Origin of the sequence: Nocardia niigatensis NBRC 100131 (assembly GCF_000308655.1) — a bacterium.
In the GTDB taxonomy this organism is placed as follows: Bacteria; Actinomycetota; Actinomycetes; order Mycobacteriales; family Mycobacteriaceae; genus Nocardia; species Nocardia niigatensis.
Map to the genome: position 1 here is coordinate 32,106 of NZ_BAGC01000047.1, position 18,909 is coordinate 51,014.

The window sequence follows — 18,909 nt, forward strand, 5'->3', positions numbered from 1 at the left end:
GAATCACGAGGCGATTTCTGGGGCCCGACCGGGCCTCGGGCCGTCAGCGGCGAATCCGGTGCGCGCGAGTCGCGTTGTCTCCCAACATCGCCCGCAAACGCGCGCTGACGTGGGCAGGTCACGACGGGCCCGGACCGGCGCGCGGGCCGCGACCTGGCAGCACATCACCCCGCCCGCAGTCATTACGCTATGGCCCGACTCGGCCATGTGATCACGACCCCCGGCCGGGTGCGGGTGTCGGCGGAGGAGAGGCACAGGAGGGCCGCGATTGATGTTGTTCGGTGATCGTGTCGTGTGCAGCACCGGAGACCTGGTGGCGGCGGCGCGTTGTGAGTTCGCGCTGCTGCGCGCGCTCGACGCCGAACTGGGACTGGTGACGCCGGTCGAGTTCCCGTCGCCCGGCACGCTCGCGTGCACCCCCGACCCGGCGGTCGAACACCGCCTCGCCGATCTCCGCGACCGTTACGGTCCGGGCGTCACCCGCATCCGCCTACCCGGGCCCGCGGCCGACGCCCTCGCGACGACCATGCTCGTCTCCGAGGACCTGCGCGAGCGGGCGCTGACCGCGCTGCGGGAGGCGCACACGCAGACACTGACGGCGCTGCGCGCGGACGCCGACGCGGTCGCGGGCGGTGTGGTGTTCGACGGGGATTTCGTGGCGCATTGCGAGTTGCTGGTCCGCGATCACGCCCCCGAGGGACACGACTACCTGGTGGCCGGGGTGGCCGGCCGGCGCGGCGGAGTCGCGACCCTGATGGAACTGGCCGCGGCGGCGGAGGCCCTGCGGCGCAACGGTTTCCGGGCCGCACCGCAGGCCAGGATCTGGGAGGACGGCGTCCCGGTCACCCATACGCTCGCCGATATGGCGGTGGTCTACCAGGCGCGGCGGGCGCGACTGAACCTCATCGTCGAGACCAAGCTCGGCGAGCTACTGCCGGTGCAGTGGGGCGACCGGCGCTTCCTGGCCTGCGGCCACTGCCCCACCTGCACAACCGAACTCGAGACCCGCCGGGACCTGCTGCTCGTTGCCGGAATGCGCCCGGCCACCCGCGCCCACCTGCGCGACGCGGGGATCACCACGGTGGACCGGCTGGCCGTCGCCGACGCCGCCGTCACCGGCATCCCGGCCGCCACCCTGACCACCCTGCGCCGCCAGGCCGAGGTCCAGATCCTGCGCGAACGCACCGGCCGCCCGGTGCACGCCCTCATCGATCCGGCCGCGCTGGCCGCCCTGCCCGCGCCGACCCGGGGCGACCTGTTCGTCACCGTCACCCCCGTCAATCCCCCCGACCCCGCCGCCCTTCCGCGCACCGGGTCCGGCGTCACAGGCACCGCGGGCGACGTGCTCGTGCAGATCAGCGCCCTCGAACCAGCCGACCAGGCGCGGGCGGACTTCCCCACCGCACCGCTGCACCGGCTCACCGAAATCTCGTCCACGCCGGGAATATTCGTGCCGGAGCCGACGGAATCGGCCGACGGCGAGCAGTTCGCCGAGCAGCGCGGCAGTGCCGCGGTCGCCACCTTCGAGCAGGGGCCCGGAGTGAGCACGGTCGCGCTCGGGTTCGTGCCCGCTCCCGCCGTGCCGAAACCCGAGCGCACCTTCACAATTCGCGCCGACGGCCCCGACGCCCTGGGGCACGGGAGCCGTTCCCGCCGTCGCGACGACGCGGACACGCTGCTGGAGTTCCTGATCGAGCGCCAGCGCGAATACCCGGATCTGCGGATCCACCACTATCGCGGCGACCTGCGCGGCCTGCTGGACAGCATCGGCGAACGCGATTCCGAGGGCGAGGACGTGGTGGCCGAGCTACTGCCCGCCCTGGCCGACCTCTACCCGGTGGTGCGGGCGGCCCTGGTGGTCGGCGAGCGCTCCTACGACCTGCACCAGCTGCCGCCCAATCAGGAGGAGAGCGACGGCGGCGCGGAAGCCGTACTGCGACTGCGGGATTGGCTGCTCGATTTGGCCGCCGCGCACGAGGTCCGGCCCAGTCGGCGCTGGTCCTACGACTACGCCGAGACCGGTCCCGACGAAATCGAGGCCGCCCTGCGGGAATTCGCGGAGAGCGACGGCGCGGAGCGCGGCCCCGCCCAGGAGGCGGCCGGACTCGCGGCGGCCGCGCTGGGCTATCACCGCCGCGAGCGGCGGCCGCTGCGCTGGGCACACGACGACCGGCTCGACCACCCCGTGGCCGAATGGGCCGACACCGCAGGCGTTCTCGTCGCCGACTCCGGCTCGGTGGACACCGACTGGCACCGCACCGGGCAGCGGCCCATGCGGCGCTACCTGACCCTCGTCGGACGGCTGGGCACCGGCAACGCGCCGCCCCCGGGCACCGCCGTGCTCACCCTCTACGACCGCCCCGCGCCCGGCATGTCCGTCACCCCCGGCCTGCGCGCGACCGCGCACGCCACCGTGCTCGGCTGCGCGCTGGACACCAACTTCGAGGACGTCGTGCGGGTCGTGGAGATGCTGCCCGAGGGCTGCGAACCCTACGACGAGTTGCCCTCCGCCATCGCGCCCTGCCCGCCCGGCCACGACGTCCACCTCGCGGAAGCCTTGGAGGACACCGCACATCAGCTGCTGGTGACCCTCCCCCAGGTGCCCGAGACCGCCGTCTTCGACATCCTGTGCCGCCGCCCGCCCCGGCTGCGCGCGGGCGCGGCGCTGCCCGAGGTGTTCGGCGACCACGCCGCCGCCGTCACCGCGGCCGTCCTCGATCTCGACAATTCGTATGTGGCCGTGCAGGGTCCGCCCGGCACCGGCAAGACCGAGACCACCGCGCGGGCCGTGGAGCGGCTCGTCACCCGCTACCGGTGGCGGGTCGGCGTGGTGGCCCGCTCGCACCGGGCGGTCGAGCACGTGCTCGACGCCGTGGTGCAGGTGGGTGTGCTGCCGGAGCTGATCGCCAAGGCCGACAGCCGGGCGGTGGCGCCGGAATGGCTGCCCATCGAGGCCGACCGCTATCCACGCTTCCTCGACAATGCCGTGAACGGCTGTGTGGTGGGCGGGCTTTCGAGCGACTTCACCGACCCCGAGCGCATCGCCCGCGACAGCCTGGACCTGCTGGTCATCGTGGACGCCGGGAAGTTCCCGCTGGCCGAGGCGGTGGCGGTGGCCGTGTGCGCCCGCAATCTGCTGCTGGTCGGCGACCCCGCGCCGCCGTCGGGGCACGGCGCCCATCCCGAGCCCATCGCCGAATCCGTGCTGGGCCGGCTGCTCGGCGCGCACCGCACCCTGCCCGCCGCCTACGGCTACTTCCTGGACCGCACCTGGCGCATGCACCCGCGCATGTGCGGCCCGGTGTCGCGGCTGCGCTACGACAACCGGCTGCGCTCGAATGAAACCGTCACCCTCGCACGGGAACTCGACGGCATTCCGCCCGGCGTGCGCACCGTGCCGGTGGAGCATCACGGCAACAGCACCGAATCCGCCGAGGAGGCCCGGGAAATCGTGCGCCAGGTGCGCACGCTGCTCGGATTGCCCTGGCACACCGGCGCGCTCACCCGCCGCCTGCACCCGCACGACATCCTGGTGGTGGCGCCCTACCACGCGCAGGTGGCACGGATCCGGACCCTGCTGTCGCGGGCGCGCATCGAGGACGTCCTGGTCGGCACGCCCGACCATTTCCAGGGTCGCGAGGCCGCGGTGGTGCTGGTCTCCATGACCACCTCCGCGCCCGAGGACGCCCCGCACGGCATCGGCGCGCTGCTGTCCCGGCACTGGCTCACCAGCGCGATCTCGCGGGCCATGTGGTCGGCGATCATCGTGCGCTCACCGCTGCTGACCGAATACCTCCCGGCCACCACGGCCGAACTGTCCGATCTGGCCGCGGTCCTGCAGCTCGACCGGGTCTAGCCCGGTTGTCGGCTCAGCCGAAGCAGTGTCCCTCGCCGCGATAGGTGGGTACCGTGGTGCGGCTGCCGTCCTCCTCGACCAGGTGCACCTCGGTGAAGCGCTCGCACAGCTCACCCGCCTTGGCGTGCCGGAACCACACCCGGTCGCCGATCTCCAGGCCGTCGGCGCCGGCGAGCGGGGTCTGCACCTCGCCCGCGCCCTCGGTCCCGATCAGCTTCAATCCCAAGGGCCACACCGGTTTCGGCACCCGCGAGGCCCCGGTGGGCCCGGAGGCGATGTAGCCGCCGGAGAAGACGGTGGCGATACCCGGTGCGGGACGGCGCAGGACGGGGGTGGCGAAGTACATGGACGGCCGCGGCGCCAGATTGCGGTAGCCGTCGAACAGCGTCGGCAGGTACAGGCCCGATCCCGCGGTCACCTCGGTGACACCCGGGTCGGTGATGCTGACCTCGATGGACCCGGTGCCGCCGGAGTTGACCAGCTCGAGCTCGCCGACCGCCGACCGCACCGCGTCCAGCACCTGGCGGCGGCGCTTCCCGATCTCGGCGGCAGAGGCCCACTTCACCAGGCGCACAGCCGGATTGGTGTCCGGCAGGCCCGCGATCTGGGCCTCATAGGTCATCAGGCCGACGACCCGGAAACCGCGGGAACGGGTTTCGGTGGCCAGCCGGGCGGCCTGCTCGGCGGTACGGACGGGCGAGCGACGCACGCCGAGGTGCAGCGGGCCGATACGCAGGGAGGCGTCCACATCCAGACACACACGGGGAGCGACCTTTTCGCTGCCGACGGCATCGCGGATCAGGTCCAGCTGGGCGGTGTCGTCGACCATCAGGGTGATGGCGTCGAGCAGTACCTGGTCGGAGGCGAGTTCCGCCAGGGCGTGGCGGTCGACGGTGGGATAGCCCATCAGCACATCGCGCGCGCCCTCCCGGACCAGCCAGATGGCTTCGCGCAGTGAGTAACCCATGATGCCCGCGAAGCCGCCGGAGGCGGTGAGCTTGGGTCCGAGGACTTCCTCGAGTACAGCGCGGCAGCGCACGGACTTACTGGCCACCCGGATCGGCACGCCGGCGGCGCGGCTCACCAGATCGGCGGCATTGGCCCGCAGGGCGGTCATATCGACCGCGGCCAGCGGAGGTTCGAGGTCGGCGGTGGCCGCGTGCAGCCCGCTGATCGGCGACGAATCGGTCACCAGATCATTCGACCACGAACCTGGTCATGCGTCCAGCATTAAGTTTCAGGGCAGGTCGACAGCCTTCGTCGACAGGTACGAGACCAGGTCGTCCAGCACCACCAGTGAGATCTCGTCATCACAGTCGGCCAGCCAGCGCAGCACCATGCCCTGAATGACGGCCAGCAGATAGGCGGCGATGGCGTCGACCGGCTCCAGCCACTGGGTACCCGAGCGGCGGGCACACAGATCCAGGAAATCGGTCACGGCCGCGTCCAGTTCCCGGAAGGTGGCCGTGGCGTCCGGATCCGGCACACAGGCGGTCTGCCTCTCCCAGCGCCGCCGCAGCACCGCCAGCGTCGACTCGTAGGCCCGCAGCTGACGGTCCGGCGTGGACTTCAAGATCGGCCACAGCGTGCTGAGTCCCGCGTGCAGCAGGATACGAAGCGCGCGATTACCCCTGAAATCGAGCGACCCGGCCGCGGTCTCGATGGCCTCGGTCATGGCCGAACGAAGTCCGACCTGGGTGATTTCTCCACTTGCGCTCAACGACGACTCCCTTTGGCGAAAGAACTCGCGCACCTCGCCTGCGCGGCTCGCTCAACGGGTGTTGCAGATCGGCAGTGATCTCCGGCTTGTACGCCGACGTACCCGTTCAACGGGTTTCGATGGTACGTCGTTTTCTGGCCTCGCAACCAGCTTTGATAGCCAATTCCGTACCTCAGGATTGTTTTGTTACCCAATTGGAACGGGCCCGCAATCGAATGGGAATGATCAAATTCGACGATCGCCTGGTAAAGCCAAGGTTGGGACCGCACGGTATTTTATCGGCCGGTGCGCCGCGAAACATAGTGGGTGTGCGCGAACCCACAATGCTCGACAGGAACCCGCAACCGTGCGATCGGAACTCACAACGCTCGACTGTTCGACACCATGCGGTTACCCGCCCACCTATAGCCTGAGCGGGTGACTTCAGCGCGCCACGACCAATTCCTGATCTCCGGCACCTTCAATTTCCGCGACCTCGGCGGCGCCCGCACCACGGGCGGCTCGACCGTGCGGAAGGGAGTGCTACTGCGTTCGGCTCAGCTCAGCCGGCTCGACGACGCGGGCCTGAGCACCCTCACCGGACTGGGCGTCACCGACGTCCACGACCTGCGCGGGTTCGCCGAGATCGATTTCATCGGCCACGACGTCGTCCCCGACGGCGTGCGACTGAACGTCACCCCCTTCGACTCCCGCATCGGCGAGACGCCGCCGCACGAGGCGCGCCGCCACAGCACCGCCTCCGGGCACATGCTCGAGGTCTACCGCCTCTTCCCCGCCCTCCCCGAGGCGCACGTCGCCATCCGATCGCTGGCCGACTCCGTGCTGAAGGGCACCGCGCTGGTGCACTGCGCGGCGGGCAAGGACCGCACCGGCTGGGCCGTGGCCACCCTGCTGCGCGCGGTCGACGTCACCGAGGAGGACATCTACGAGGACTACCTGCTCAGCAATGACGCGGTCCCGACGCTGCGCGCGTTCATGACCGAGGACTCCAACGAGGAACTGTCCGACGATCTGCTCGGCGTCCGCCCCGATTACCTGGAGTCGGCCACCTCCTCGATGCACGCCATGTACGGCGGCCTGGACGGCTACCTCGCCGAGATCGGCATCACCCAGGAACTGCGCGAAGCGCTGCGCGCCCGGATGCTCGCCTGACCGCTTCGGCGGAAATCAGACCGCTGCCGAACGCCGGACCAGACCGTTCCGGTCGATGCTGACCTGATTTCCGGTGTGGAACCACGAGCCGGTGAAGCGGGACTCGGTGGTCTGCGGGTCGTTCCAGTAGCGGGGGCTGACATTCGGCCCCCGGCACAGCAGCTCGCCGTGACCGTTGCCCGCGCGCGGACCCCACAGCGCCAGTTCGGTTCCGCCGAAGGCGAAGCCGAGCGCGTCCTGACCCCGGGCGGTGTCGTCACGGGCCAGGCCGATGCCGGAGGTCTCAGTAGCCCCCCACACCGACCACTGCCGGGCCTTCGGGAAGACCTGGCGCAGGCTGTCGCCGACGGATTCGGAGGTGGCCGGGTCGGCCGCGGCCAGTTCGGCGCGGTGCCCGGCACTGCAGACCTGCCGCACCCGCTCCACCCGCAGTCCGGCCAGGCCGGGCAGCAGGCCCGAGAAGATGCGCGGGGTCGCGGCGACCATGTCGATGCGTTCGGCGACCAGGGCCTCCGGCACCGCGGACCGGTCGGGGGTGAGCACCACGGTGCCGCCGACCGCGAAGGTGGGCAGGAGCTGGTCGACGCAACCGCTGGCGTGCGCGAGCGGCAGCAGCACCAGATTGCGCAGGCCGTCGGTGGGCAGATCCAGCGCGCCGACCACGGAACGGACCGCGGAGAGCAGGTTCTCGTTGGTCAGCTCGACCCCGCGCGGGGCCGCCTCGGCGCCCGGGCTGGTGTAGCTGAGCAGCGCCAGCTCACCGAGGGACGCGCCGTCGTCGATGAAGGCCGCGCCGTCGGGCAACGCGTCGCCGAAGCCCGCCGCGCTGCCGCCGCCGTCGAGCACGAAGTCGGCGCAGGCGTCGTGAATCACGCGGTCCGCCACCGCGTCCGGCAGCCCGTCGTGGACCAGGACCGGCACCGCGCCGGAGAGCAGCGCGCCCAGGAACGCCTGCACCCAGCGGACGCCGACCGGCATGCGGACCGCCACCCGGTCGCCGTAGCCGATGCCGTGTTCCTGCAGGCCGCCGGCGATGCGGGAGGCCGAGTACCAGAGTTCGCGGTAGGTGAGCCGGGGGCCGCCGATCTCGACCACGGCCTCGCGGGCGGCGAAGGCGTGGACCTGGATGTCGAGGAGTTCGGTGAGCGCGGGCGTGAGGTTGCCGTACCGCAGGATGCCGTCGGCGGCGCGGGCAAGCGGGTCGTCGCACCAGCCGTTTCGCATCTCTGGGTATTCCACGAGTAACTGCGACATCGTCGTCCCTCCGAGTACCTCGAAGCCCTCCAAGCAAGAGTGACTATATGATGCAGATCACATCGGCGGGCGGATTGTCGGCAAACGGATGTCAGGCTTTGACACCACGGAAACAGATCGCCGCCCGGTCAACCCCGTCTTCCCCCGACCGAGCCTGCGAAAATATCGATTTTTCGGCGTGTTCGGAACAGTCGCACCGGGAATCCCCACCGGGCGGTCTCGTCTTGCCACCAATATCACACCAGCGCAGATAGCAGGCTTGACACGCCCGGGCGGAGTAAGACACGCCCGGACGTGCAGTAGTCGATCGGCCTCGGTTCGGGCAGTGCGCCTACTTGCCTGTGTACGTGGCCTTTCCGGGGCCGACCTCGAGGAAGCTGCGCACCGCGCCCTTCAGATCCGCAGTGCCGAAAAGTTGCCCGGACACCTCCGGAGTCACCGAATCCGCGTGCGCCACACCGCCCGAGCGCCAGGCCTCGATGATCGCCTTGGTGGCGGCGTGCGCGCGGGTCGGGCCCTCGGCGAGCCGGGCCAGCAGCGCCCGGGCCGCGCCGTCGACATCCTCATGCACGGCATTGACCACGCCCCACTCGGCCATGGTCGCGGCGGAGTAGGTGTCACCGGTCATGACGAACTCGCGGGCGCGGCCGGAGCCGGCGCGCTCGGCCAGCCGCTGCGGGCCGCCCATCGACGGGGTCAGCCCGACCACGGTCTCCACCAGGCCGAACTTGGCCTTGGGCGCGGCCAGGATGATGTCGCAGGCCAGTGACATCTCGAAGGCCGCGGTCAGGGTGAGCGAGTGGGCGGCGAAGATGACCGGGCAGGGCAGCGCCTCGAGCGGGTGGATGATGCGCGCGAACAGGGTCTCCCAGAGATGCGCGCCCTCCTGCTCCGACAATCCCTCGAAGACGTGCACGTCGACGCCGCCGGAGACCAGCTTGCCGTCGGCGCGGATCAGCAGCGCGCGGGGCGGATTCGCCGACAGCTCCTCGAGATCCGCGGCCAGCGTGTCCATCAGGGCCTTGTCGAAGAGGTTCAGCGGCGGATTGTCGATGGTGAGGATCGCCGCGTCCGCGCCGCCGTCGGTGACGATGCGCTCCAGGCGGGTGGGCTTCGAGTCAGTCATGACCCTGAATGTATGCGGACGCTTACTTTTCCGACAGACCGGACGGGAAATTTCGCCGAGACAACTAGCCTGAGCGAGTGACCACCTCGAAATCCGAGCCGGGGACCTACGTCGAACCCGGCGAATTCAAGCGGGACACGAACTACATCGAGACGCGGATCACCGCGGACGGGCGCGACGGGTTTCCCGTCGAACCCGGCCGGTACCGGCTGGTGGCCGCACGGGCGTGTCCCTGGGCCAATCGCACGCTCATCGTGCGGCGGCTGCTCGGGCTGGAACCGGTGCTCTCGCTGGGGCTGTGCGGGCCCACCCACGACAAGCGCAGCTGGACCTTCGATCTGGATCCCGGTGGGGTCGATCCGGTGCTGGGCATCCACTTCCTGCAGGACGCCTACTTCGAGCGCTTCCCCGACTATCCGCGCGGCATCACGGTGCCCGCCATCGTGGACGAGCGCACCGGCGCGGTCGTCACCAACGACTACGCGCAGATGACCCTCGACTTCTCTACCGAGTGGGCCGAGTACCACCGCCCGGGCGCGCCGCGCCTGTATCCGGAAGACCTTCGCGCGGAGATCGATTCGGTGAACCGCCGGGTCTACACCGAGGTCAACAATGGCGTGTACCGGTGCGGGTTCGCGGGCGGGCAGGACGCCTACGACGCCGCCTACGACCGGCTCTTCACCGCGCTCGACTGGCTGTCGGAGCGGCTGTCGACGCAGCGGTATCTGGTGGGCGACACCATCACCGAGGCCGACGTGCGGCTGTTCACCACGCTGGCCCGGTTCGACCCGGTCTATCACGGCCATTTCAAGTGCAATCGGGAGAAGCTCACCGAGATGCCGGTGCTGTGGGCCTACGCCCGCGACCTGTACCAGACCCCCGGCTTCGGCGACACCATCGACTTCGTGCAGATCAAGCAGCACTACTACATCGTGCACACGGACATCAACCCGACGCGCGTGGTCCCCAGGGGACCCGAGCTCGGCAACTGGCTCACCCCGCACGGCCGGGAAGCCTTGGGCGGCAGGCCCTTCGGCGACGGCACCCCGCCGCCTCCGCCGGTCGGGGCCGAGCGCGTGCCCGCCGGACACGCCCCGGCCTGACCGGGCTATTCGCTCGCCGCGCCCCGGTAGGTGCCGAAGCTCCAGTAGACGCCTTCGGGGTCGCGGCAGGTGAAACCCCGTGACTCGTAATCGGTTTCATCGCGCAGCTCGCGGGTGATGGTCGCGCCCGCGGCCTGTGCCCGGGCGTAGAGGGTGTCCGCGTCGTCGATGGCGATGTACACCGAGCCGACGCCGGGCGGCTGGCAGGACAGCGCCATGCCCTCGCGGACGCCGCCGAGCATGATGGCGCCGCCGCCCGGCCAGGTGAGTTCGGCGTGGGCGACGGTGTCGCCCTCGTCGTAGCGGGCGGTGATCTGGAAGCCGAAGGCCCGCTCCAGGAATGCGATGGCGGCCGGGGCGTCGCGGTAGACCAGGGTCGGCCAGACGACGGTGGCGGTCTTGGCGGGAGTTGTCGTTTCGCTCATGGGTTCCAGCCTCCGACCTCGGCGGCCTGCTGGTCTTGGACGAATGGGAACTCCTCGCGTTCCCGCCACACCGACGGCGGCATGCCGGCCAGTTCCCGCCATTCGCGGGCCATGTGCGCCTGGTCGTAGTACCCGGCGGTGGCCGCAACCTCGGCGAGCGGCGGCAGGATCGGTTCGCGCAGCAGCCGGTGCGAGCGTTCGAAGCGCGCCACCCGGGCGGCATCCTTGGGTGTGATGCCGAATTCGGCGCTGAACCGGGTGCCGAGATGCCTTCGGCTCCAGCCGATCTCGTCGGCGACGGCGGCCACCCGCACCGCCGGGTCGGGACCGGTCAGCAGGCTCCAGGCGCGGGTCAGTTCGGCGTCCCAGTGCACGGGTGCCACGTGACGCAACAGGATCTCGTCGATGACGGCGAAGCGCTGCGGCCATGCGGGCGCGAGCGAGAGCCGTTCCCGCAGCTCCGTCGCGCGCGGCCCGAGCACGTCGGTCAGGTCCACGATCCACGATCCGAGCGCCGCCGCGGGCATCCCGAACAGCGCCCGGCAGCCCAGCGGTGTCAGGTTCAGCTGCACCCCGTGCTGGAACCCGTTGTGCGCGATCACCGCCGGCCGCACCGTGAGCCCGCTGGCCAGCATGTCCCAGTGGCCGCCGGCCTGCTCCGGATGTGAGGACACCGGCACCGCGATCGGCTCGTCGATGGTGACGATCACAGTCAGCATCGACCCGGGCATCCCCACGTGCGTGCCGGGCGCGAAGCCGCGCAGCAGATAGCCCTCGTATCCGAGGACATACGCGCGCAATCGCGGGTCGGGCACTCCCGACGCGCCTTCGGACACGCCTGCCACGTCGTCCACCCTAGGCCGATCGCGCCCGCACCGGGAACCTCCCGTCCGGAACCTGTGTATCTCGCGAATCGTTGTCCCGGTGCCATAAGGTTTCGGTCGGAGGACCGCACGGAGAAGGGGTTGTCGCCGATGTTCAAGACCGGGCTCGAAAAGGCGATCGTCTCGCTACTCGACAATGGGTCCCAGGTACAGGCCCCGGCTGTCACGAGATACGTGGGCAAGCTGCGGGATGCGCATCCGGGTGAGACGCCCGGTCAGATCATCGCGCGCATCGAGAAGCTCTATCTCAACGCCGTGACCACCTCGGGTACCGCGGTCGGCGCGACCGCGGCCGTGCCGGGCGTCGGAACGGTGGCCTCGGTGGCGGCCATGAGTGCGGAGACCGCGTTCTTCCTGGAGGCGTCCGCGGTGTTCACTCTCGCGGTGGCGGCCGTGCACGGGGTCGCGCCCGACGACAAGGAGCGCCGTCGCGCTCTGGTGCTGGCCGTGGTGCTCGGCGAGAGCGGCATGGAGATCGTGCAGAAGAGCGTCGGACATTCGGCCGCGAACTGGGGCGGGATGCTGGCGGGCAAGATCCCGGGCCTGAGCGCCATGAACGATTCGCTGCTCAAACGGTTCATGATCCAGTTCATCGCGAAACGCGGCGCGCTCATGGTCGGCAAGGTGATACCGGCCGGAATCGGTGCGGCCATCGGCGGATTCGGCAACCGGGCGATCGGCCGCGGCGTGGTCGACAACGCCCGCAAGGCCTTCGGCGCGCCGCCACTGACCTGGCCGCAGCCCCTGGTCATCGACGCCGATCCGCTGCCCGCGGTGGAGGCGCCGGTCTGGAACACGCGGCCATGAACGCGCGGCCGCTCGCCTTCGCCGCCGGGGGCCTGACCAAGACCTTCGACAGTGTCACCGCGGTCGAGGACGTGAGTTTCGTGGTGCCCGCCGGCACGGTGGCGGCCCTGGTGGGCCCGCACGGCGCGGGCAAGTCCACGGTGCTGCGCATCCTGCTCGGGCTGCTCACCCCCACCTCCGGCACCGCGAGCGTGGGTGGTCCGGGCTCCGGGGTGCGGGCGGGACGCCAGGTGGTGGGCGCCATGCTGACTCCGCGCGGCCTGCACCCGGCCCGCCGGGTGTCAGCGCAGCTGCGTGTCTATGCCGCCGCGGCAGGCGTTTCCGATGCCCGGGCGGAGGAACTGCTGGCGCTGGTGCGGCTCACCGACGCCGCCGACCAGCGCATCGGCAGTCTGCCGGAGGGCATGCGGACCCGGCTGGCGCTGGCCGTCGCGCTGCTGGGTGCGCCGCCGCTGCTGGTGCTCGACGATCCGGCCGCCGGGCTCGATATCGCGGAGACCGCGTGGCTCAACGACTATCTGCGCGGGCACGCGCGCCGCGGCGGCACCGTGCTGCTCACTTCGCGCACGCTGAGCACGGTGCTGCCCATCGCAGACGAGCTCATGGTGCTGGATCGCGGCCGCATCGCCTATCAGGGCAGTCCGGCGCGGCTGCGCCGCAGTCACCCGGACCGGCTGCTGGTCAAGGCGTCCAGTCCGATCGCGCTGGCCACCACGCTGGCCGCGCAGGGTTTCACCGACGCGGTCATGCGGTCCGACGGCCGCCTGGCCATCGCGGAAGCCTCGCTCTCGCAACTGGAATCGGCCGCATCGACGGCTCGGGTGCAGCTCACCGAGATCACTCCCGAACACATTCACCCCGATCAGGTGCTGGCCGCCCTCACCCACAGTGGGCCCCCGACGCCCGCGTACCCGGGTCCGGCCGCCTACCGGTCCTATCGGTGAAGTCGTTGCGCCACAACGATCTCCGGCCTGAGACGGGCACAGCCGCCCGGCCCGTGACGTTCCCACGAAAGGACATTCGATGATCCTCACTGTGCCGCCGGTGGTGGCCCGGGCCGCGAATTCCGAAGTGCGGAAGGTGACTTCGGTGCGGTTGAACTGGCTGATCGGCGGCGGGGTCATCGCGGCGGGCGTGATCGCGTTCCTGGCCCTGGGCACCGGTTTCCAGCCCGGCGACGAGCACGCGCAGAGCTTCAGCTCCGGATCCGGCTGGGCGGCGCTGCTGACCACCTGGGTGCTGGTGCTCACGGTCGCGGCGGCGGCCGCTTTCGGGGCGATCGGCGCGGGCGCGGAGTCCCAGTCCGGATCGATGGCGATGAGCTCGCTGTTCACCCCCGACCGCACCCTGCTGCTCGGCGCGAAACTCGCGGTGGCGGCGGCGTTCTCGCTCGGCACCGTGCTGCTGATGGAGGTGCTGGGCGGGGCCGCCATGCGGCTGGCCGGCGGTTCCCGGGTGCCCATGGACGGCGGCTTCTTCGGCGTGCTGATCGGGGTGGCGCTGGCGGCGGTGTGCTGGGCGGTGATCGGCACGGCCATGGGCGTCGTGCTGCGCTCCCCCACCCAGGCGCTGGCCGCGGTGCTGGGCTGGGCGGTGCTGGAGCCGCTGATCTGGATCACCGCGCGCGCCATCGGATTCGGCGGGCTGGCTGCCATTCTGCCGGTGTCCTCGACGGTCGGGGCGATCAGCGGCGGCCGCTACGCCAAGAGTGCGCTCATCGCGCCGACCCCGGCGGCGATGGCGCTGCTGGTGCTGTGGAGCGCCGCAGCGGGCGCGGCCGCCTGGTGGATGCTGACCCGCCGCGACCTCTGATCAGTCGCGGCCGGCGAACAACCGCCGCCACACCTCGTGATCGGTGCGCGGGCCGCCCGGGGTATCGGCGCCGTACTTCGCGATGAGGCCCGGCAGGTCCAGCGGGAGGCTCGGCGCGGTCATGGCGGCCAGTTCGGCCTCCACCGCGGCGTCGGGAACCAGCCAGCAGACCTCGAATTCGATGCCGTCTGGGTCGGCGGCGTAGAGCGCCTTGGTCGAGGCGTGGTCGGAGGCCCCGGTGAGCGCGCCCGCGGCGACCAGGGCGTCGCGCACCCGCTGCAGTTCGCTCAGCGTGTCCACCTCCCAGGCCAGGTGGTAGAGGCCGACCCGGCCGGTGCGATGCGGGATCGACGGGTCCGGCGACTGGAACAGGCCCAGGTCGTGGTCGTTGGCCGACCCGGCCGCCTGCAGGAACGCCCCGCCCGGGAAACCACCGGGCAGCCGCCGGAAACCCAGCACCTCGCTGTAGAAGGCGACCGAGCGCTCCACGTCGGAGACGAACAGGACGGCGTGGTTGAGACGCTGAATCGGCATGGGAGCGGCTCCGTTTCGAAGGACTGTGACCCTTCCAGCCGACCACGGCGGGGCGTGCCGCACAAGCCGCCGTCCCGGCCCGTCGGACAGCCGCCCCGGCGCGGTGGGCGTCGGCGACGGCACACTGGACAGGCGGGCACCACGTCGGGAACAAAGTGGGGGTGGGGAGACAGTTGTTCTCCGCGATGACTTCGAAGGATGTAGACCAGGTGCGCGGCTGGCTGCGCAGGCTGTGGGAACGGTGCGCGCAGCACCCGTGGGTGCTGACCGGGCTGGGACTGGCCATCGTGCTCGGCGCGGTGGTGGAGGTGACCGGGCCGCTGCTGGCCAAGCGGGCCCTCGACGGCGCGACCGCCGGCGACACGGGGATCATCGCGGCCATGGCCGCGGCGCTGGGTGTGCTCGCGGTGAGCCGCTTCTGCGCCTCCTTCGGGCGGCGCATGCTCGCCGGGCGGCTCGCGCTCGACGTCCAGCACGAACTGCGGGTGGATCTGCTGTCCGCGCTGCAACGACTCGACGGTCCAGGACAGGACGGGCTGCGCACCGGGCAGGTCATCTCACGCTCGATCAGCGACCTGACGCTGGTGCAGGGTCTGCTGGCCATGGGCCCCTGGTCCGCGGTCGCCGCACTGCAATTCGTGCTGGCCGCGGGCATCATGCTGTGGCTCTCGCCGCCGCTGGCCCTGGCCGCGCTGCTGGTGGTGCCGGTGCTGGGGCTGGTGGTCTACCGGGTGCGGCCGCGACTGTACGCGGCCACCTGGTCCGCACAGCAGCGCGCCGCCGACCTGGCCCAGCACGTCGAGGAGACGGTGACCGGCGTGCGGGTGGTGAAGGGCTTCGGGCAGGAGGCCCGCATGGTGGACGTGCTCGAGCGGCACGGCCGCGGGCTGTACGCCGAGCGCATGCGCGCGGCCCGCATCGACGCCCGCTTCAGCCCCACCCTGGGGTCGATTCCGCAGGCCGGTCTGGTCGCGGTGATCGCGGCGGGCGGGCTGCTCGCCTTCCACGGCAGCATCGGGCTCGGCACCTTCCTGGCGTTCGTCGCCTACGTGTCGACGATGACCAACTCCACCCGGATCGTGTCCTACGTGGTGGTCATGGCGCAGCTGACGCGCGCGGCGGCCGAACGGGTGAACCAGGTCATCGACAGCGCGCCCGAGCGGATCGATCCGGAGCACACGGCAGAGGTGCCCGAGGGACCGCTCGGCATCGAAATCGATGCTCTCACCTTCGGTTTCGAGCCCGACCGGCCCGTGCTGCACGACTTCACCCTGAACATCGCCCCCGGCGAGACGGTGGCCGTGATCGGCCCGGCGGGCTCCGGCAAATCCACCCTGAGTCTGCTGCTGCCCCGCTTCTACTCCCCCGACTCGGGCCGGATCACCCTGTACGGCAAGGACTCCCGCGCCGATATCGCCGAGCTGCGCGCCGCCGAGTTGCGCACCGCGGTCGGGGTGGTCTTCGACGAGGCCTTCCTGCTCTCGGACACCATCGCCGCCAATATCGCCCTCGGCCGGCCCGAATCCACCGAGGCCGAGATCCAGGCCGCCGCGAAACAGGCCGCGGCCGACGACTTCATCAACGCCCTGCCCGACGGCTACGACACCGTGGTCGGCGAGCGCGGCCTGACCCTCTCCGGCGGCCAGCGCCAGCGCATCGCGCTGGCCCGCGCCCTGCTCGCCGACCCGCGCGTCCTCATCCTCGACGACGCCACCTCCGCGGTGGACGCCGTCACCGAGGCCGCCATCTTCGCTTCCCTCCCCACCGATTCCGGCCGCACCACCCTCATCCTGGCGCACCGCGAATCCACCCTCTCGCACGCCGATCGCGTGATCCGCCTGCCCGCACCGGAATCCGGGACGCGCCCCGGAGTCATCGCCGGTGACCTCACCGCGGCAACCGATTCGACCGCGGAAACGCTTGCCGGCGGCCGGAACTCGATCGACCGGGACACCCCGGAGGAAGTCCGCCGGGTGCTCGGAAAGCTGCCGCCGGCCACCGAGCAGCCGGGCCTGGACGCGGCCGAGCTGCGCGAACCGGACCCGGGATTCCAGCTGCGGCACGCGCTCGGGCTGGTGAAGTGGCTGGTCGCCGGCACCATGGTGCTGCTCGCGCTGAATGCGGCGGTGGGCGTGGGCTTCCCGTCCGTGGTGCGGTACGCGGTGGACTCGGGCGTCGGCGAGCACGACGGCGGGGCGCTGGTGCGGGCGACCGCGATCGGAGCCGCGCTGGTCGGGCTCGGCTGGCTGGTCGCCTCGATGTCCCTGGTCTGGAGCAACCGGGCCGGGGAGCGGGTGCTGTTCGGGCTGCGGGTCCGCAGCTACGCCCACCTGCAGCGACTCGGGCTCGACTTCTACGAGCGAGAACTGTCCGGCCGCATCATGACCCGGATGACCACCGACATCGACGCGCTGTCCACCTTCATGCAGACCGGGCTGCCGGACGCGCTGGTCGCGCTGCTGACGGTGGCCGGTATCGCGGTGGCGCTGCTGGTGATCGACGTGCAGCTGGCGGTCGTGGTGTTCGTGACACTGCCGCCGCTGCTGCTCGCCACCTGGTGGTTCCGCAAGGTCTCCGACTCCGCCTACAGTGCGGCACGCGAACATTCGGCCACCGTGAACGCCGACTTCGCCGAGAATGTGGCGGGACTGCGCGTGGTGCAGGCCAATCGGCACGAGGCCGAGTCCGCGCGTCGGTTCGCCAGCTACTCCGACAACTTCCGGGTCAGCCGGTTGCGGGCGCAGCGGGCCATCGCCACCTTCTTCGCCTTCGTCGGCATGTGGGCGGATCTGGCGCTGGCGTCGGTGGTCTTCACCGGGGCGTGGGCGGTCGCGCACGGGTCCACCACGCCGGGCACGCTGGTGGCGTTCGTGCTCTACCTGCAGCTGCTGTTCGGGCCGATCATGCAGCTGTCGCAGTTGTTCGACGGCTACCAGCAGGCGCGAGTCGGGTTGCGGCGCATCGGGGAGCTGCTGCGCACCCGCTCCTCCATCGCCCCCGATCCCGCGGACGCGGTGCCCATCGACGGGCGGCTGCGCGGGGAGGTCGTCTTCGACAATGTGCGTTTCCAGTACCCGGGCGCGGTGCGGCCGGCGCTCGAGGGCGTCAGCCTGACCATCCCGGCGGGCGGCAGCCTGGCGCTGGTCGGTGAGACGGGCGCGGGCAAGTCGACCATCGTGAAGCTGCTGGCCCGGCTCTATGACATGCCACGGACCGCGGGTGACGGCAATCACGAACTTTCCGACGGCGCCGCACCGTTATCCATAGCGGAAATGCATGACAGCGACCATGATCCGGATGGCGCCGGCGCAATTCGCGTGGACGGCGTGGACATTCGCGACTATCGGCTCGCCGAGTTCCGCGCGCGGCTCGGTGTGGTTCCTCAGGAAGCTCACCTGTTCACCGGCGACATCGCCAGCAACATTGCATTTGGCAAACCATTTGCGAGTCCCGCGGAAATCGAGGCGGCCGCGGCCGCGGTCGGGGCGCTGGACGCCATCGCGGCCCTGCCGCAGGGCATGCGGCAACCGGTAGGTGAGCGCGGCCGCGGGCTGTCGGCCGGGCAGCGGCAGCTCATCGCGCTGGCGCGCGCCGAACTGGTCCGCCCCGATCTGCTCCTGCTCGACGAGGCCACCGCCGTCCTGGATCCGGCCGCCGAGGCATCGGTCCTGGTCGCGAGCGAATCGGTGACCCGCGGTCGCACCTCGGTGATCGTGGCCCACCGGTTGGCGACCGCCGCGCAGGCCGATCGGATCGCGGTGGTGCAGCACGGGCGGATCAGCGAAATCGGCGCTCACGACGAACTACTCGCGGCCCGTGGCCCGTACTCCCGGTTGTGGGCTGCGGCGCAGGCGACGGAAGGAATATTCTCGAGCGAGGACGAGTCGTCACGAGAGAATGTGTCCGCTCGATGGTAGCCATGCCCGACGGCGAACAGGGGTGGGCATATCCTCAGTGGGGGCGCATCGGCGCGCATCCGCCGATTACCCGTGCCGGGCACGTCACAAACGTCGCAGCGCGAAGAACGAAATGAGGCGAACACCTGCTGTGAGCAGCTCAACAGACCAGTTCGGACAGAACCAGTGGCTTGTCGACGAGATGTACCAGAAGTACAAGCAAGACCCCTCGTCCGTCGATGAGAGCTGGCACGAGTTCCTGGCGGATTACACGCCGGAGAACACTGCCGAGATTGGTAACAACAGCCAGGCGGCCGCCGCCGTCGTCGCTCCGGCCCCC

At 70.8% G+C, this 18,909-nt stretch carries 15 protein-coding genes; 8 read left to right on the forward strand and 7 right to left on the reverse strand.

The window, feature by feature from the left end:
• The first annotated feature begins 271 nt into the window (after window positions 1–271).
• Window positions 272–3,856 (forward strand): bifunctional RecB family nuclease/DEAD/DEAH box helicase, encoded by a 3,585-nt coding sequence (locus ON33_RS22760; RefSeq protein ID WP_063711060.1) that lies wholly within the window; start codon window positions 272–274, stop codon window positions 3,854–3,856.
• Window positions 3,857–3,869: 13 nt separating this feature from the next.
• Here the strand turns inward: ON33_RS22760 and ON33_RS22765 are convergent, their stop codons facing one another.
• Window positions 3,870–5,048: an amino acid deaminase/aldolase gene (locus ON33_RS22765; protein WP_040861087.1), complete on the reverse strand. Its 1,179-nt coding sequence runs from the start codon at window positions 5,046–5,048 to the stop codon at window positions 3,870–3,872.
• A gap of 45 nt (window positions 5,049–5,093) precedes the next feature.
• Window positions 5,094–5,576, reverse strand: a complete 483-nt coding sequence (locus ON33_RS22770; protein ID WP_040861088.1) for a hypothetical protein — start codon at window positions 5,574–5,576, stop codon at window positions 5,094–5,096.
• A gap of 417 nt (window positions 5,577–5,993) precedes the next feature.
• On the opposite strand from ON33_RS22770, the gene ON33_RS22775 reads away from it, so the two are divergent.
• Entirely contained in the window at window positions 5,994–6,728 is a 735-nt protein-coding gene (locus ON33_RS22775) for a tyrosine-protein phosphatase (protein ID WP_040861089.1), read from the forward strand.
• 15 nt (window positions 6,729–6,743) lie between these two features.
• Here the strand turns inward: ON33_RS22775 and ON33_RS22780 are convergent, their stop codons facing one another.
• Window positions 6,744–7,982, reverse strand: a complete 1,239-nt coding sequence (locus tag ON33_RS22780) for a class I adenylate-forming enzyme family protein (RefSeq protein WP_040861090.1) — start codon at window positions 7,980–7,982, stop codon at window positions 6,744–6,746.
• 331 nt (window positions 7,983–8,313) lie between these two features.
• Window positions 8,314–9,108, reverse strand: a complete 795-nt coding sequence (locus ON33_RS22785; RefSeq protein WP_040861091.1) for an enoyl-CoA hydratase/isomerase family protein — start codon at window positions 9,106–9,108, stop codon at window positions 8,314–8,316.
• Between the two features lie 77 nt (window positions 9,109–9,185).
• Here ON33_RS22785 and ON33_RS22790 point away from each other — a divergent pair, with 77 nt between their 5' ends.
• A complete protein-coding gene (locus ON33_RS22790; RefSeq protein WP_040861092.1) occupies window positions 9,186–10,211 on the forward strand; it encodes a glutathione S-transferase family protein in 1,026 nt (341 codons plus the stop codon).
• 5 nt (window positions 10,212–10,216) lie between these two features.
• On the opposite strand, the gene ON33_RS22795 is transcribed toward ON33_RS22790, so the two are convergent.
• Together ON33_RS22795 and ON33_RS22800 are read right to left on the reverse strand one after the other, a co-directional pair.
• Window positions 10,217–10,636 carry a VOC family protein gene (locus ON33_RS22795; protein ID WP_040861093.1) on the reverse strand — a complete coding sequence of 140 codons (420 nt, stop codon included), beginning with the start codon at window positions 10,634–10,636 and terminating at the stop codon, window positions 10,217–10,219.
• A complete protein-coding gene (locus tag ON33_RS22800) occupies window positions 10,633–11,481 on the reverse strand; it encodes a helix-turn-helix domain-containing protein (protein ID WP_040861106.1) in 849 nt (282 codons plus the stop codon). Before ON33_RS22800 ends, ON33_RS22795 begins: the two co-directional genes overlap by 4 nt.
• Before the next feature lie 129 nt (window positions 11,482–11,610).
• Here ON33_RS22800 and ON33_RS22805 point away from each other — a divergent pair, with 129 nt between their 5' ends.
• The 3 genes from ON33_RS22805 to ON33_RS22815 all read left to right on the forward strand — a co-directional run bounded on the left by ON33_RS22805 (window position 11,611) and on the right by ON33_RS22815 (window position 14,139).
• Window positions 11,611–12,327: a hypothetical protein gene (locus ON33_RS22805; protein WP_040861094.1), complete on the forward strand. Its 717-nt coding sequence runs from the start codon at window positions 11,611–11,613 to the stop codon at window positions 12,325–12,327.
• Window positions 12,324–13,271 carry an ABC transporter ATP-binding protein gene (locus tag ON33_RS44055; RefSeq protein WP_040861095.1) on the forward strand — a complete coding sequence of 316 codons (948 nt, stop codon included), beginning with the start codon at window positions 12,324–12,326 and terminating at the stop codon, window positions 13,269–13,271. The genes ON33_RS22805 and ON33_RS44055 overlap by 4 nt, the downstream gene beginning before the upstream one ends.
• A gap of 79 nt (window positions 13,272–13,350) precedes the next feature.
• Complete coding sequence (locus tag ON33_RS22815) at window positions 13,351–14,139, forward strand: hypothetical protein (RefSeq protein WP_063711061.1); 789 nt, start codon at window positions 13,351–13,353, stop codon at window positions 14,137–14,139.
• On the opposite strand, the gene ON33_RS22820 is transcribed toward ON33_RS22815, so the two are convergent.
• A complete protein-coding gene (locus ON33_RS22820; RefSeq protein WP_040861097.1) occupies window positions 14,140–14,673 on the reverse strand; it encodes a VOC family protein in 534 nt (177 codons plus the stop codon).
• Between the two features lie 185 nt (window positions 14,674–14,858).
• On the opposite strand from ON33_RS22820, the gene ON33_RS22825 reads away from it, so the two are divergent.
• Window positions 14,859–18,590 (forward strand): ABC transporter ATP-binding protein, encoded by a 3,732-nt coding sequence (locus tag ON33_RS22825; protein ID WP_040861107.1) that lies wholly within the window; start codon window positions 14,859–14,861, stop codon window positions 18,588–18,590.
• Between the two features lie 130 nt (window positions 18,591–18,720).
• Window positions 18,721–18,909, forward strand: a 189-nt coding sequence (locus ON33_RS22830) for a 2-oxoglutarate dehydrogenase E1 subunit family protein (RefSeq protein WP_040861098.1), incomplete at its 3' end; no start/stop codon positions are given.

Excerpts from the sequence above, each read along its gene's own strand:
- ON33_RS22760 (WP_063711060.1), top strand. The coding sequence starts at position 272 with ATGTTGTTCGGTGATCGTGTCGTGTGCAGCACCGGAGACCTGGTGGCG.
- ON33_RS22780 (WP_040861090.1), bottom strand. The coding sequence starts at position 7,982 with ATGTCGCAGTTACTCGTGGAATACCCAGAGATGCGAAACGGCTGGTGC.
- ON33_RS22785 (WP_040861091.1), bottom strand. The coding sequence starts at position 9,108 with ATGACTGACTCGAAGCCCACCCGCCTGGAGCGCATCGTCACCGACGGC.
- ON33_RS22795 (WP_040861093.1), bottom strand. The coding sequence starts at position 10,636 with ATGAGCGAAACGACAACTCCCGCCAAGACCGCCACCGTCGTCTGGCCG.
- ON33_RS22805 (WP_040861094.1), top strand. The coding sequence starts at position 11,611 with ATGTTCAAGACCGGGCTCGAAAAGGCGATCGTCTCGCTACTCGACAAT.
- ON33_RS44055 (WP_040861095.1), top strand. The coding sequence starts at position 12,324 with ATGAACGCGCGGCCGCTCGCCTTCGCCGCCGGGGGCCTGACCAAGACC.
- ON33_RS22815 (WP_063711061.1), top strand. The coding sequence starts at position 13,351 with ATGATCCTCACTGTGCCGCCGGTGGTGGCCCGGGCCGCGAATTCCGAA.
- ON33_RS22820 (WP_040861097.1), bottom strand. The coding sequence starts at position 14,673 with ATGCCGATTCAGCGTCTCAACCACGCCGTCCTGTTCGTCTCCGACGTG.
- ON33_RS22825 (WP_040861107.1), top strand. The coding sequence starts at position 14,859 with ATGACTTCGAAGGATGTAGACCAGGTGCGCGGCTGGCTGCGCAGGCTG.